Below are 14,430 nucleotides of genomic sequence, written 5' to 3' on the forward strand. Positions count from 1 at the left end.
TGTCAGACTACTGTACAAGGAAGCCAAGCCAAAATGAATGTGACTCTTACCGTAAATGGTAAACAGCACACCCTCACCATTGAACCCCGTGTAACACTCCTAGATGCTCTGCGTGAATATTTGGGATTAGTCGGGAGTAAAAAGGGGTGCGATCATGGACAATGTGGAGCCTGTACTGTTTTAATTGATGGTCAGCGAGTTTATTCCTGTCTCACTTTGGCAGTCATGCAAGAAGGTAAGGAAATTGTTACCGTTGAAGGTTTGGCAACAGGGGATACTCTCCATCCGGTGCAGGAGGCATTTATTGACAATGATGGCTTCCAATGCGGCTATTGTACCCCAGGGCAAATTTGCGCTTCTGTGGCTCTTGTGGAGGAAGTTAAACGGGGTTGTGTTAGCGCGGTGACACCAGATTTGCATAGTCCTCCACAACTAGCTGAACTCTCCGAGGCGGAAATTAAGGAACGACTGAGTGGGAATCTCTGCCGATGCAGTGCTTACAATGGTATTGTGGCAGCCGTACAGCAGGTAATTGGACAAAAACCACCTTCTCCTGTGGCAGCGGTGATGGTCAGTGAATATGGAAATAACAAAGGATCATGAATAACTTCACCTATACCCGTGCCACTTCCTTGTCAGATGCCGTGAACCAGGCAGTTGCTGACCAACACTCCATGTTTATTGCTGGTGGAACGAATTTAGTTGACCGTCTGAAAGTATTCTTAGATCAGCCATCGCAACTGATTGATATCTCTCGGTTACAGATGCATAACATTGAACCGATGGCTGATGGTAGTCTGCGTCTGGGAGCGCTAGTTAGTAATACCGCAGTGGCAGACAATAGTGATATTCGCCGCAACTATCCCATGTTAGCTAGGGCAATTATATCTGGCGCATCTCAGCAAATTCGCAACATGGCTACAGTGGGGGGAAACCTGCTGCAACGTACCCGTTGTCCCTATTATTACGATACCGCCTTTCCTTGTAATAAACGGCAACCAGGGACAGGCTGCCCCGCAATCACGGGAATTAACCGTACTCATGCCATCCTTGGTGCCAGCGAGCAGTGTGTAGCAGTCCACCCGTCAGATATGTGTGTTGCCCTAGCTGCATTGGATGCGGTGGTGGAAGTAGCAAGTGCCCAAGGGCAAAGGCAGATACCGTTTACAGATTTCCACCGTCTACCGGGAAATAGACCCGAGCAAGACACTAATTTAGAACCAGGGGAGTTAATTACCGCTGTGATTCTGCCGACCTTATCCTTTGGGAAATCTGGGGTTTATTTGAAAATACGCGATCGCGCTTCCTATTCCTTTGCTTTAATTTCTGTGGCGGCGGCGGTAAACTTGCAAGGGGAGCAAATCCAAGCTGCACGCTTGGCAATGGGTGGGGTAGCACACAAGCCTTGGCGAGCAACAGCAGCAGAAGAGTTTTTGATTGGTAAGTCGGCGGATGTAGCAACATTTACCGAGGCTGCAGAAATTGCCTTGGACTTAGCCAAACCTTTAACTCACAACGGTTATAAAGTCGAACTGGCAAAACGGGCGATTCGTCGCGCCCTCATGGTTTCTGCTCAAGGAGGAGGGGTAGCATGAATCAAGTAACTAGTACTAGTATTAACCGCAAGGATGGACGAGCAAAGGTTACAGGGACAGCAACCTACGCTGCTGAACATCAAATTCCCGGTTTAGTTCATGGTTATCTGGTGACTGCTAATATTGCTCATGGGCAGATTAAAAGTATTGATACCCAAGCAGCAGCAACAGCACCAGGGGTAATTGCAGTTTTCACCCATAAAAACCCGCCGACTGTATCTAAACCAGCTAACGATTTTTTAACCTCGAAAATCTACGAAGCACGACTACCGTTATCAGATGACCAAATTTACTACGCAGGACAGATTATTGGTTTGGTAGTCGCAGATACCTTTGAACGGGCACGTCACGCTGCTCATTTAGTTAAGGTAGAATACGTCACCCAAGAACCAATTGTAGAAACCAGCAAAGCTACCTTTAACGAAGCTCCACCCATGCTTGGGCAACAGATGACCTTTGAGAAGGGGAATGTTGCTGCTGGGTACTTTGCCAGTGCCATGGCAGGTGTAGGAGCCGAGATTACAGCAACATACACAACTTCCACTGAACTACACGCAGCGATGGAACCCCATGCTATCATTGCTCACTGGCAAGATGCAGACACCCTGACTGTTTACGAACCATCTCAGTGGGTAATCGGTAGTCAGCGTACCTATGCAGACCTGTTTGGACTTGCCCCAGAAAAAGTCCGTATTATCACACCTTTTATTGGTGGAGCCTTTGGTTCTAAAGCCTTCCCTTGGCCCCATGCCATTCTTGGTGCAGCAGCAGCCCGTCAACTGCAACGTCCCCTGAAAGTTGTTCTCAGCCGTCGGCAAATGACCGCCAACACCGGACACCGGTCTGAAACGGAACAAACGATTCGTTTAGGGGCAAATGCTGATGGTAGCTTGATGGCCATAGACCATGGGGTTAAATCCTGTACCTCACCAGTTGAGATTTTTACTGAACCTTGTACAGGCATCACACCAGTTATGTACGCTGCACCCAATCTGCGAACCCGTCAGGAATTGGCGGTCATGAACGTTGGGACACCCGCATTCATGCGTGCCCCAGGGGAAAATCCGGGGTTATGGGCACTAGAATCAGCAATGGATGAATTGGCGTGGGAGTTAAAAATCGACCCAGTGGAACTGCGGTTAAAAAATGAAACTAAGGAACACCAGCGCCAGGGTTTACCGTTCTCTGCCAAGGATTTCGCAGAATGTTTGCGGCTGGGTGCGCAACAATTTGGGTGGCAAGATCGACCAAAACAGGTGCGCTCCCTCACCCGTGATGGTAAGCTAATTGGTTGGGGCATGGCGGCATCAACCTTCCCCGCTTTACGGAGTTCAGCCACAGTCACAGTACGGTTGTTAGCCGATGGTACTGCCCATATCCTCACTAGTGCTAATGACATGGGTACTGGTGCATATACCATTGTTGCAGGTACAGCAGCCGAGGTATTGGGGCTAGCCGTCGAACAGGTACGGGTGGAGATGGGAGACTCCTTACTGCCAAATGGTGGGATGGCGGGTGGTTCCCAAATGACAGCAACCCTTGTACCAGCAGTGATGGCGGCTTGTGAGGCAGTTCTCAAGACGGCTCATGCCGCAACAGCCCAAGAAGCCTTTGCCACCCTGCATCAGTCGGGACAAGCTGCGTTTGAAGCGACAGCCTCTTCTGCAGCCGGTGAAGAGGGGAAGAAATGGGCATTCCAATCCTGGGGGGCACATTTTTGTGAAGTCAGCGTAGATGAAGACATTGCCCGCTTGCGCGTCAACCGTTGGGTGTCTGTGATGAATATTGGGCGAGTAATGAATGCCAAAACTGCAGCGTCTCAGATACGGGGTGGTGTAATTATGGGTATTGGGCACGCCTTGATGGAAGCCTGTGATTTTGACCCCAATATTGGCTATCCTGTGGTTTACGACCTGGCCACCTATCATTATCCCAGTCATGCAGATATTCCCCGGATTCAGGTGACATTTGTAGGGGAACCCGACTATAACTTTAATCCCGCAGGGGTGCGGGGTTTGGGTGAAATTGGGATTACAGGAGTATCGGCTGCGATCGCTAATGCTATTTACCATGCTACAGGTAAACGTATCCGTGATTTACCAATTACACCGGATAAGTTGTTGTGACACACATAACAGAAGAGGCGTTCCATTCAACGCCTCTTCTGTTATGTGATGATGTTTATGTTGTGATGATGTTAATTTTCATATAAGTCAACCACGGGTAAACCTTTTTTGGGAATGCTGCTGATAAATCTTTACCGAATTCAGCCTAGTTTATAGGAGAAAATTAAACTCAATATTCCCAACATAGCTGGTACCAAAACTAGTCTTATATTCAGATTAATTAGTATTAGTAACAAGACTAATATTGCCAAGACTGCGGTAAAATTTAGACAATAATCTTTAGAATTTATCTATCAACACTAGAGATTGCCGACAACTAGGGCAATGCTTTGTATGTCTTCGGAGAGCGATCATAGAATTGCTGATCACTTAATTATTGGAAAGGTGCTTATGTTAATCCCTGCCATGCAGGTTTTCCACTAAATCCTTACCTAAAATCTAAAATTTCAAATCTCATGACCACACCTGCCCATAATGTCATCCAGTCCATCTATGAAGCCATCAATCGTAGGGATGTTAACGCTGCGATGGAGTGGATAGACGACCAGTGTATTTACGAGGATCTCAACTTTTCCCAACCATTCAAAGGAAAGGAAGCTGTCAGACAACTTCTGGAAGAATCCTGTCAAGGTATCCCGGATGAGTTAAAGTTTGTAATTGATGATATCACCACAGGCGATCCCCTGGCAGTAGGAATACTATGGCACGTTGAGTTAGACGGCATTCCCTTTCCCAACGGACGAGGTGTTAGCTTTTATCGTTGTTCTGAGGTAACTGGCAAGTTAGTTTTAGCCCGTGATCTGGTTGAACCCCCCATAAAACCAGGGAAGGCGGCATTCTTTATCATCCGACTAGTATCTCCGCTGATACGGATACTGCTGAAAGATCGGCAAGATAAAAGTACCATGGAAATCTCTCCCTTAGGCCAAGGGATTCCAAAAAGTCAACGCTTTCTTCCTCTAGTATTTGGGTTAATAGCGATCGCCTATATTTACATTCTGTTGCTATCTCCACCAGGGCAACTTATTCCAGGGGAACCCGCTTGGGCTATTCAACCAGAAACTATAGAGGAAATAGTAAATGAATCTCTGAATTTTTTCTTTATTTTACCCCTTTTTAACCGAGTAGGCATTAATTATTTAGAAGCACCAGTGGTTCATCCTACCTTAGAAGCACTCTTCAACTTTGCCGAAGCTTGGATTTTCATGTTTTTACCTCTACTCCTCGTCGATAGAAGGACAACTCATCTCCCCAAGATTCTGATTTGGAGTCTGGCGATGTTCGGAACCAATGCTGTTCTTACCCCTTATATGGCACTGCGCTATAATACACCAATTCCTCCAGTAAAGGAGGAAACGAACAAGGGAATATTAGCTCGTGTATTTGGTTGGACAGGAATGATAGTGGGGATAATTGCCTTATTTTGGGGGGTACTTTGCCGACCAGAGTTTGGAGATTTGGTCGAGAGAATGAACTATTTTGGCGAGCAATTGATGACGAACCGACTTACATTAGCTTTCTGTGTAGATTTAGTACTTTTTTCCATTGTTCAGGCTTTACTTTTGGCGGCAGTTAACAGTAGGATTGGCTGGTTTCGATTTATTCCTTTCTGGGGACTTGCGCTATGGCTCATTCTATGAGTTGCTTGGAGGTTGGCTCAGCAAGAGCGGACGCAATTTGCTGCCCAAAAGACTTTTCTTATCAAATCATAACTATAGCAATTCTCTTTCCCATGAGGTACAAAGGGATCCCCCTAAATCCCCCTTAAAAAGGGGGACTTTGAGGTTGAAAAGTGTACCTCATAAATGCAATAAACGCTATATGTAGTTTTGGAATCATCTCGTGTTCAATATCAACAAGTTTATCCTAACGCTCAGATGACTGTGCTGCGGAGCATTTTTATTCAGTAAAGGTTAATCATGATTTAATCATGTTAGAACTATATTTAGACAGTGCCGATGTTGAACAAATAGCACGTTTTCACTCTTGCTTACCAATTAAAGGAATAACAACGAACCCCAGTATTTTGGCTCAAGCTAACATAGGTGTTAATCAACTACTTAAAGAAGTAACTACTATACTAGGGAATGAGGCACGTTTCCACATTCAAGTTATTAGTCAATCTGTAGATGAAATTATCGTTGAAGCTGATAAAATAACAGCTTTACCCTATGATATAGTGGTTAAAATTCCGGCCACGGAAATAGGTCTGGTGGCAATAAAACAGTTACATCAGAAGCAGATACCTCTATTAGCTACGGCAATTTATACAGTTCAACAAGGTTTTTTAGCTGCACTAGCAGGTGCAGATTATTTAGCTCCTTATGTAAATCGAATTGATGTTTTTGGGGGAAATGGTGTCACAGTTGTGGAGCAACTTCAACAACTTATCCAACAACAACAGCTAAGTTGTTGTTTATTACCTGCTAGTTTTAAAAATCCGCGTCAAGTTTTAGAGGTATTACAAGCAGGGGTTGGTGCAATTACTTTGCCTGTAGGTATAATGGGACAAATGGTTTCACATCCGGCTATACCTTTGGCCGTTGAACAATTTAATACTGATTGGCAACAAGTCTTTGGTGATAAATTATCTTTTGAAACTTAATGTGACCTGAGTTTTGGATAATAAAATAGGCAGATATAGAGACCATAAATAAACATACATATAGATTTTAGCGCAGTTATGAGGTACCTAAAAGCCAATAATTTGTACCTGCTCCAAAGGCTGTAGTAACCCACGGAACATAACGCTGCTATATCTGCTGCTGTCCATGTTTCATTGCCTAATAAGTATTGAGATTGGGCTAATTGTTGATAAAAAATTGGTAAAAGGCGATTTTGAGCTCTGCTATAATAAGTAGGATTATCCAGTAGTCAAGATGAAAGAGCTAAATTCTATTCTAGCAGCATTCGGAGATAGTCAACACAACGATCAACAAGTATTTCTTGCTACTGTTGTCAATGTTCAAGGCTCTACCTATCGCCAACCTGGTGCGCGGATGCTGATCACATCAACTGGTAAAATGGTAGGAACCATTAGCGGTGGTTGCTTGGAAAATGATGTATTTGAGCATACTCGCGTCTCCATGCCACACGGAAAACCCATAGTCGTCACTTATGATACCACTGCTGATGAGGACATTATCTGGGGATTTGGGCTGGGTTGTAACGGTGTGGTAAACGTCTTGATTGAGCCTCTAAATCAAGATAATCCCCTTAATCCCTTATCTTTTATTCATCAATGTTTCTATAACCAGCAGCAAGGTATTATTGCCACTGTTGTTGCTGTGGAAGGTACGGTTAATGTTCAGGTTGGGGCGCGTTTAATCCTGCAATCAAATAATCGTGTAAATACTGATATTCAAGAAGAGTATTTGACTGCTGCTTTGCTCAAAGATGCTCAAGCTGCTCTGGAAAATCAACATTCAAGTTTCCATCAATACCAATTAGCAGTCGGTAAAGTAGATATTTTTATCGAGTTTATTAAACCCCCGCCACACCTAATAATTTTTGGTGCAGGTCGTGATAGTCTACCTGTAGCAGAGTTTGCTAAAGCCTTAGGTTGGCGAGTCACTATAGTTGATTGTCGAGGGAGTGAGGTAACTCAAGAGCGTTTTGTCATGGCTGATCAGGTGATTCTCACCCGCAGGGAAATTTTAGACAAGCAAATATCTATTGATGATGACACCATTGCTGTGGTAATGACTCATAACTACCTCGATGATTTAGAAATTTTGAAAGTGCTAATCCCTGCTGCAATCAGCTATCTGGGTTGTTTGGGCTCCAAGCAACGCACTGCCAGGTTACTGCAAGATTTACGTACAGCAGGAGTAGAATGTACACCCATACAGCTAGAAAAGTTATATACTCCTGTTGGTATTGATATTGGTGCAGATACACCAGAAGCGATCGCATTATCCATCATTGCTGAGATTCAAGCCGTGTTAGCAAACCGTGGTGGTGGCTTTTTAAAACACCGCATGGAACCAATTCACGAACGAAATCAAGTCAAGGAAATCCCAATTGATAAACTATAAAATTTGTGGAAGTTTGACTCTTGATTCTTTGAATTATGAAATGAAAATAACCCATTCACAGCTAAAACAAACTGAATCAAATATTGCTATTATTATCCTAGCAGCAGGTGCATCAACCCGCATGGGTAAACCTAAACAACTCTTACCCTATCAGGGATCCAGCTTACTTCGCCATACCCTAGAGAAAGCAATGGCTTCAGTGTGCAAGCCTGTAGTGGTGGTTTTAGGAGCAAATGCCCAACAGATATATTCTGAAGTTAACCAACCTTCTGTAACGGTAGTTGAAAACCCAGATTGGAATTTGGGAATGGGTTCCTCAATTCGTAGGGGAATTCTATCCCTTGGAAGTTGTTATGAAACCATAGACGCAGCAGTTATTACTGTTTGTGACCAGCCGTTTATTTCTACTGAAATTATTAATTCTTTAGTGGCAGCCTATCATGCTACGGGAAAACCCATTGTTGCTTGTCAATATGCAGATACATTAGGTGTACCTGTTTTGTTTAAACATAGATTTTTCTCTGAACTAGCAACCTTAGATGAGACCGTGGGGGCAAAAAAAATAATTAACAAATACTACAACGAAGTATTTAGTATTTCTTTTCCATTAGGTGTAATTGACATTGATACACCAAGAGATTACCAGAAGTTAGAGAAAAACCAAGAGGGGCAAGAGCTCCGGAGTTTTATTTGACAAAAAAACAAGACCTCCTAGGTTTACATCTCAAATACAAACCCTATAGTAGAGTGCGTTAATAACGCACCTTACTGGTATAGTTATGGCGTAAGTCCTGTTAGTTACAAGCCCGATCCCCTTGTGGATGAGGCTGTTGACTGTTCAATATAAAAAGAGTATAAAACTCATAGCTAAAGGCAAAAATGGAGCAAATACACTCAGAAATTGACGCAATTCGCCAGAGCATTGCCGCACTACGTGCTGAACGTGATACCCTAACCCGCCAGGAAATCATCCTAGAAGACCAGTCCCCAGAAGCGATCGCTCAAGCCTACCGTCGTCAAGCCAGTGAAAACGCCCAACGATCGGTAGAGATACTAGGAATCGATAATGCGATCGCAGCCTTAGAAGCCCAGTTGCAACAAAAACAGCAGCAGTTACAGCCAGCACTTACTATCAGTCAACCCCTAACCCTAGAAGACCAAATAGAACAAGCCACACAACAAGCTTATGACCACGCTGAACGGATTAATGAACTGGCAGCGGAACTAGCAGAAGAACTCAAAGCCCTAAAAGCGATCGCTCATGACCTGAGTCCCATTTATTGGAAGTTGTATCATCGACCCTTTGTTACTGGATTCAGAAGTACCTCAGTTCCCTACCTTCGTTCCGATCACGATGTTTTGAGGATTACCAAACTAGTCATTTAAATCTAGTAATTTAAATTAGTAATTAAAACGGATAAACTAATCTTAGGTTATCCGTTTATCCGTGTTTAAACATCCAGGTTTATCTAGTTTACCATTACCCCCCACTAACTTTAGCTTTGTAGCCCAGTTTAATCATTATTTGCACTAGTTTATCAGTATGATTCCCTTGAATTTCAATAGTATTATCTTTAACTGTACCACCACTACCACATTGGCCTTTCAGCTGTTTAAGTAACTTGGTTAAGGTTTCTGGTGATGATTGAAATCCACTAATTACTGTAACGGTTTTTCCCTTACGTCCCTTCCGTGATGCCTGTACGCGCAAATCTTGCTGATTTGGCGGAAGTTCTTGAATTGGTCGTTCAACTGCAGCGTCATTGCTAGTGCCAAATTCCTGGTAAGCAATTCGATTGCCAGAGGTTTTGGAGTCAGCAGCATTGCGTTTTGATTTTGATGAAGCCATTAGTTCAATATAGTATCAATCTATTTACAAGTCCGGTTAATCACTTACCAAATAGTAGTTCGATTTTTGGGTCAGGATAATGGGTAATCGGTAATCATCAACTACCAATTACCCATTACCCATTACCTATTACCCATTACCCATTATCCTATCCCGGAAAGAAACGGTTCTGGATGTCCCTGTTCAGGAACACAATCGATTTCGATCTGGAAGGTCCCTTCAAATCCAGTGTCTTGCACTTGAAATTCCCAGGCACCATCCACTTCTTTCATCTTATCAGCGGGATTGGGGGTAAAATCTGGCTGAGCAAATTTTTCATCGGTATGGAGGTAGAGTTCTATGGGTGTCTTGGCAATCAGAACCCGGATATAGTATTGTTTGCGGAAGATGACATTGTCAGAGAAACCAAGACCTAACAAATCCCGTTCACCGACGTAAAAGTCCAGCCGTAAGACCATGTCTTTCTCTTGTGCTGGGATGCTCTCATCCTCTAGAATTGATATGGTATTCAGGTAGCCTTCCCAGATCAGATTTTTGCCATCTGCCCAAGGAAATGCTAGGTTTTCGTCCGTCAAATCCTCTTTAATAAACGGACCATAGCAGTTTTCCGCCCCCTCACTCTGGTGAAACAGTTCAAAGTCCACCCGACGGGGTTTAATCGATACTCCCAGAAAGAACTCACTCTTGCCAAACCAATCCTTACCCCGAGTGATTTGGGCGTTGACAAAACGTAAACGCGATCGCACATCCCCAAAGAAAAAGCGCGTTGCTACTTCAAATGCTTCCCGGGAAGTAATCACGGAGTCGAAACCACCGTGGGATTTGTGGATAAAGGTACGGGGTGCCCCAGGAATTTGGGCAGAGAATTGCTTAACTAAGCCATCACTACGGTTATAGTTAGAACCAAACTCATATCTCGGGGAGAAAACGCGGTTGAGAAAGGAGGCTTGTCGCAAATTGTAAGACTTATAGTTGGTACCAACAATAGTTAAAAGTCGTTCTAATGGAAAGTGTTTCTCAAAATTTTGGAATGAATAGGGGTTGTTGAGCTTACTTTGATTTTTGAGATTAAAGCGCTCTAATTCTTCTTGAGCTCCTAGCTCTCCCCCAAACCCCAGCCAATCTTCTAAGATTTGGAAGGTAATGCCTTGGTGAGGAGTTCCCAAAGTGATAATTTTATTGATGTAGTCTTCAGCCTTAAGACCAAGGCTGGGATAGATGACTTGAACTGCTTCGCGAGCGATTAACCCACCCATAGAATGGGCAATGATGTTAACCTTAGGTTTAACACCTGCTTGATTCGCCGTTAGTTCACGAATTAAGTAGATTAGACGCACCAAGGCATTACCATAGGTTTCAAATTTACGCTCTTTCAGGTCATAGTAGCGAAATACCCAAATGGAGCGCCAGGGATCTTTGGTAGACTCCAAAAAGGATTCTGCCCTCTCTGGGTTTATGACCACTTTATCCCCGGAAAAATATCTTTTTTCTTCTGTTTTGTCTGGATAGTTTAGAGTATAGGTTTCTTCTTTGAGGCGCTTAAATTTATCGAAAATACCATTATCCTTTAACCACTCCAGTGATGATGGCAGGGGTTTGCCATCCTGGAGCATTTGCTGCAAAGACTTTAGTTTCCGAGGCAGGGTTGCTTCATCTTCAATCTCCCGACTACCAAAAGTCACGACGTTAGTAGCATCATGGTATTGCCAGTCTGACTTGAGGAAACTCAGGATTAATCCTTCATAAATCTCGTTTGTTCCCTTTTTGTGTTCATAGACAGTGCCTTGGTTAAACCCCTGATAGGTTAAGCGCTGTTCCTCTTGAATATTGAGACCACCAAACCCACGAATTAGGATAATTGGTAAAGGAGTACGGGTAGGTACAGACATTGTCATCTCCTATCACATCTGAAATGTTAATTCATCGATCTTAGCTGCTGATTCATCTCTAGACCATCAGTTTTGTTTGTCAATTATAAATTTTTAATTTAAAATTCCCTGACCAACTATCCGGCAATTGAGGAGCTTCAATTGCCATATTCCTGCCCATGTTTGGAGGGGTTCGTGAAATGGCCCTCAACTAAAGTCAGTCAACCAGCCCAAAACCACTCACGCTTTGCATCAAGAAACTGAATAATATCCAATTTAAATGCGCAACAGCTTATGACAATGCCGTAGATGATAGAATTAAATAAATTAGATAAGGGATGAAAAACATCCAAAATGGCAAAAGACGTTTTCCATCAACAGGTTAAAAATGCTTTGATCAAAGACGGATGGAATATCACTCACGATCCTCTCACGATTCGGATTGGCGAGGCAGTCAAATTACAAATTGATTTAGCGGCAGAAATCGCAATCGCAGCTGAACGAGATGCCGAAAAAATTGCTGTAGAAATTAAAAGCTTTATTGGCGACTCAGATATCAGCACATTTCATACGGCGTTAGGGCAATATCTTAACTATTGTCAGGCTCTTGAAGAACTTGAACCAGAGCGAATTGTTTATTTAGCTATTCCTTATGAAACTTATCAAGATTTTTTTCAGCTTTCTTTCATCCAACGCGCTCTGAGACGTTACCAAGTCAAGTTGATGATTTACGATCCGAAATTGGAGGAGATTAGGCAATGGATAAAATAGAGCAATATCGGCAATTTGTCAAGCAGATTTTAACTGAACACTCCCAAATAGCAACCCCTACTGATAGGGATACGGTCAAAGCCGAGCTAATATTTGATAGGGAACACGACCATTATCAATTGGCTTATGTGGGTTGGCAAGGAGATAAGCGGATATTTGGTCCTGTGATGCACTTTGATATTATTGATGGCAAAATTTGGATTCAATATAACGGGACTGAAGACTCGGTTGCTGAGAGGTTGGTGGAAATGGGTGTACCCACTTCTGATATCGTTTTAGGTTTTCATTCCGCTTTTAAGCGCCAATTTACCCGTTATGCAGTTGGTTAAAACTATGATACCCTATTTAGAGGTTTGCGACTTTATTAGGCTCTCCCGGATCTGTGGTTGAAAACGTATCAAAAGGCACAAAATAGACAATCAACGTGGCTGGAACTGGCGGAATTACGTGATATAAGCTTGCCTTATCACCCCAAAGCCGGGAGAGCCTTAACCATTAACGATTCATGCTCCCCCAATCTGAATATTGCGCACCCGCACCGGCACACAAGCATGGGTCATTTGAGCAATTTGTATCGGTTCCCCTTTACCACACATATGGGTACCAAACTGCTCCTGTTCCGAAGCCACTCCAATGGCATCAACACTATTCCAGAAATCAGTACTCATAGAATGATAGGTAACATCCTTCAGCATGCCCACTACTTTACCTTTCTCCACCTTCCAGAAAGCATCTCCACCAAACTGAAAATTACGTCGCTGCTGGTCAATGGAGAAACTACCTCTACCATCAATTAAAATCCCTTCCTCAGTCTCAGCAATCATTTCTGATAGTGTGGCAGAGTGACTTCCTCCCTCTGCTCCCGGTTCTAACCCTAAATTAGGAATCCGCACCATCGGAACACTTGACCAACTATCGGCGTAAGCGCAACCGTTACTACTGGCATTACCTAGTCGATAAGCCGTTTCCCGGTCAGTGAGGTAGTCTACTAAAATGCCATCCTTGACAACATACCAATCTTGTGCTGGTACCCCCTCATCGTCATAGCCTAAAGTACTACGTCCCCCCGATTGAGTGCGATCGCATTTAAAATTCACCCAAGGAGCAGCATATTGCAGCTTGCCCAATTTATCAGTAGTCGCAAAGCTAGTACCAGCAAAATTCGACTCATAGCCGTACACCCGATCCAGTTCCGTAGGGTGTCCCACCGATTCATGAATCGTTAGGTGGAGATGACTAGGCTTCAGAATCAGAGTGCTGCGAATACCAGAAGGTCCCTTGGGAGCATGAACCTTCTCTATCGCTTCTTCTGCTACCCGTTCTACCTGATTCAAAAGGTCTGGGGGTTGAATATGCTCGTAACCGATATTTAAAGGTGGACGTTCATAGCTACGGTTTTGAGCATCCCCATTAGCAACTGCTGTACAACCCAGACCTGGATAGCTACGGTATATAGTCTGTTCAATTAGGGAATCAACAGTAGACGCAAAAATCTTGTCTTCACGAGTAAAACGCAGGAAAGAGTAAGCCTTCTTAATTCCGCGATCGCTATAGCTAAGCAATTGATCATTGATACGCAATAGTAAATCGGCTTTCTCAGTAATCGGTATAGTAAACGGGTCAATTTCGATTGGAGTAATATAGGTATCGCGATAGGCTTCTACTGGGGCTAATCTTACCTGTGTTTGCTGACAAAGGCGGCTACCTTTAGCAATCTCCACAGCTAAAGCCACCATTCGTTCCACTTCCTCTGGAGTTTTATAGGGACTAGCTGCAAAGCCCCAAGCGCCATTGAGTAACACTCTTACCCCAAAGCCAGAACTAACATTATCACAGAGTTGGCTAAGGGAGCGATCGCGCTTTAATCCTTTATTCCCTACAGCGACTGCTAGGGTAAAGATAGCCAGACATATAGCCCGCTCGTGTCAACATCCGCTGCCCTAATCGAGCATCTGGTAAATCAGAAAAGGCTTCTAAAATAGCAATTTGACCCATCGATGTTGATTCTCTGCGCCTTTGTGCCGGGAGCAGGTCTTGCGTTGCAGAATAAATTAACTATGTACCATCAGAGCAAGCTTAAACCCATGAGGGGGCTAGAGATTTAGTACAAATGTTCTGCATAAGTGACATGCTCCCTCTTGTGCCAAAGCATCTTATCTTACCATCTAGAATGAAATAGCCCTG

The 14,430-nt window shown here is 43.7% G+C and carries 13 protein-coding genes and 1 pseudogene; 10 read left to right on the top strand and 4 right to left on the bottom strand.

Going from position 1 to position 14,430, the window contains the following annotated elements:
- The first annotated feature begins 33 nt into the window (after window positions 1-33).
- The 8 genes from F6K51_RS05625 (at window position 34) to F6K51_RS05660 (ending at window position 9,144) form a co-directional block, all read left to right on the top strand.
- Window positions 34-603 carry a 2Fe-2S iron-sulfur cluster-binding protein gene (locus F6K51_RS05625; RefSeq protein WP_075898750.1) on the top strand — a complete coding sequence of 190 codons (570 nt, stop codon included), beginning with the start codon at window positions 34-36 and terminating at the stop codon, window positions 601-603.
- On the top strand, window positions 600-1,595 hold the full coding sequence (locus tag F6K51_RS05630; RefSeq protein WP_293018768.1) for a xanthine dehydrogenase family protein subunit M: 996 nt from the start codon (window positions 600-602) through the stop codon (window positions 1,593-1,595). Before F6K51_RS05625 ends, F6K51_RS05630 begins: the two co-directional genes overlap by 4 nt.
- Window positions 1,592-3,721 carry a xanthine dehydrogenase family protein molybdopterin-binding subunit gene (locus F6K51_RS05635; protein ID WP_293018774.1) on the top strand — a complete coding sequence of 710 codons (2,130 nt, stop codon included), beginning with the start codon at window positions 1,592-1,594 and terminating at the stop codon, window positions 3,719-3,721. Before F6K51_RS05630 ends, F6K51_RS05635 begins: the two co-directional genes overlap by 4 nt.
- 455 nt (window positions 3,722-4,176) lie before the next feature.
- Window positions 4,177-5,361, top strand: a complete 1,185-nt coding sequence (locus F6K51_RS05640) for a nuclear transport factor 2 family protein (RefSeq protein WP_293018776.1) — start codon at window positions 4,177-4,179, stop codon at window positions 5,359-5,361.
- A 290-nt stretch (window positions 5,362-5,651) separates the two neighbouring features.
- Complete coding sequence (locus tag F6K51_RS05645; protein ID WP_293018778.1) at window positions 5,652-6,326, top strand: transaldolase family protein; 675 nt, start codon at window positions 5,652-5,654, stop codon at window positions 6,324-6,326.
- 274 nt (window positions 6,327-6,600) lie between these two features.
- A complete protein-coding gene (locus F6K51_RS05650; RefSeq protein WP_293018780.1) occupies window positions 6,601-7,758 on the top strand; it encodes an XdhC/CoxI family protein in 1,158 nt (385 codons plus the stop codon).
- A 40-nt stretch (window positions 7,759-7,798) separates the two neighbouring features.
- Entirely contained in the window at window positions 7,799-8,452 is a 654-nt protein-coding gene (locus F6K51_RS05655; protein WP_293018782.1) for a nucleotidyltransferase family protein, read from the top strand.
- A gap of 185 nt (window positions 8,453-8,637) precedes the next feature.
- Window positions 8,638-9,144 carry a hypothetical protein gene (locus F6K51_RS05660; RefSeq protein WP_075897741.1) on the top strand — a complete coding sequence of 169 codons (507 nt, stop codon included), beginning with the start codon at window positions 8,638-8,640 and terminating at the stop codon, window positions 9,142-9,144.
- A 94-nt stretch (window positions 9,145-9,238) separates the two neighbouring features.
- Here the strand turns inward: F6K51_RS05660 and F6K51_RS05665 are convergent, their stop codons facing one another.
- Together F6K51_RS05665 and F6K51_RS05670 are read right to left on the bottom strand one after the other, a co-directional pair.
- The gene (locus F6K51_RS05665; RefSeq protein WP_293018785.1) at window positions 9,239-9,607 is read right to left on the bottom strand and encodes a translation initiation factor; all 369 of its coding nucleotides are present in this window, start codon (window positions 9,605-9,607) and stop codon (window positions 9,239-9,241) included.
- A 143-nt stretch (window positions 9,608-9,750) separates the two neighbouring features.
- A complete protein-coding gene (locus tag F6K51_RS05670; RefSeq protein WP_293018787.1) occupies window positions 9,751-11,496 on the bottom strand; it encodes a hypothetical protein in 1,746 nt (581 codons plus the stop codon).
- A 333-nt stretch (window positions 11,497-11,829) separates the two neighbouring features.
- On the opposite strand from F6K51_RS05670, the gene F6K51_RS05675 reads away from it, so the two are divergent.
- Both F6K51_RS05675 and F6K51_RS05680 read left to right on the top strand, forming a co-directional pair.
- A complete protein-coding gene (locus F6K51_RS05675; protein ID WP_293018789.1) occupies window positions 11,830-12,246 on the top strand; it encodes a XisH family protein in 417 nt (138 codons plus the stop codon).
- Window positions 12,234-12,575 carry a XisI protein gene (locus tag F6K51_RS05680; RefSeq protein WP_293018790.1) on the top strand — a complete coding sequence of 114 codons (342 nt, stop codon included), beginning with the start codon at window positions 12,234-12,236 and terminating at the stop codon, window positions 12,573-12,575. Before F6K51_RS05675 ends, F6K51_RS05680 begins: the two co-directional genes overlap by 13 nt.
- Window positions 12,576-12,749: 174 nt before the next feature.
- Here F6K51_RS05680 and F6K51_RS05685 read toward each other — a convergent pair.
- Window positions 12,750-14,105 (bottom strand): annotated as a pseudogene (locus F6K51_RS05685) (TldD/PmbA family protein); the annotation flags it as partial.
- 10 nt (window positions 14,106-14,115) lie between these two features.
- On the bottom strand, window positions 14,116-14,241 hold the full coding sequence (locus F6K51_RS05690) for a hypothetical protein (RefSeq protein WP_293018791.1): 126 nt from the start codon (window positions 14,239-14,241) through the stop codon (window positions 14,116-14,118).
- Between the last annotated feature and the right edge of the window lie 189 nt (window positions 14,242-14,430).

The organism is Moorena sp. SIO3I8, from assembly GCF_010692325.1.
Lineage (GTDB): Bacteria > Cyanobacteriota > Cyanobacteriia > Cyanobacteriales > Coleofasciculaceae > Moorena.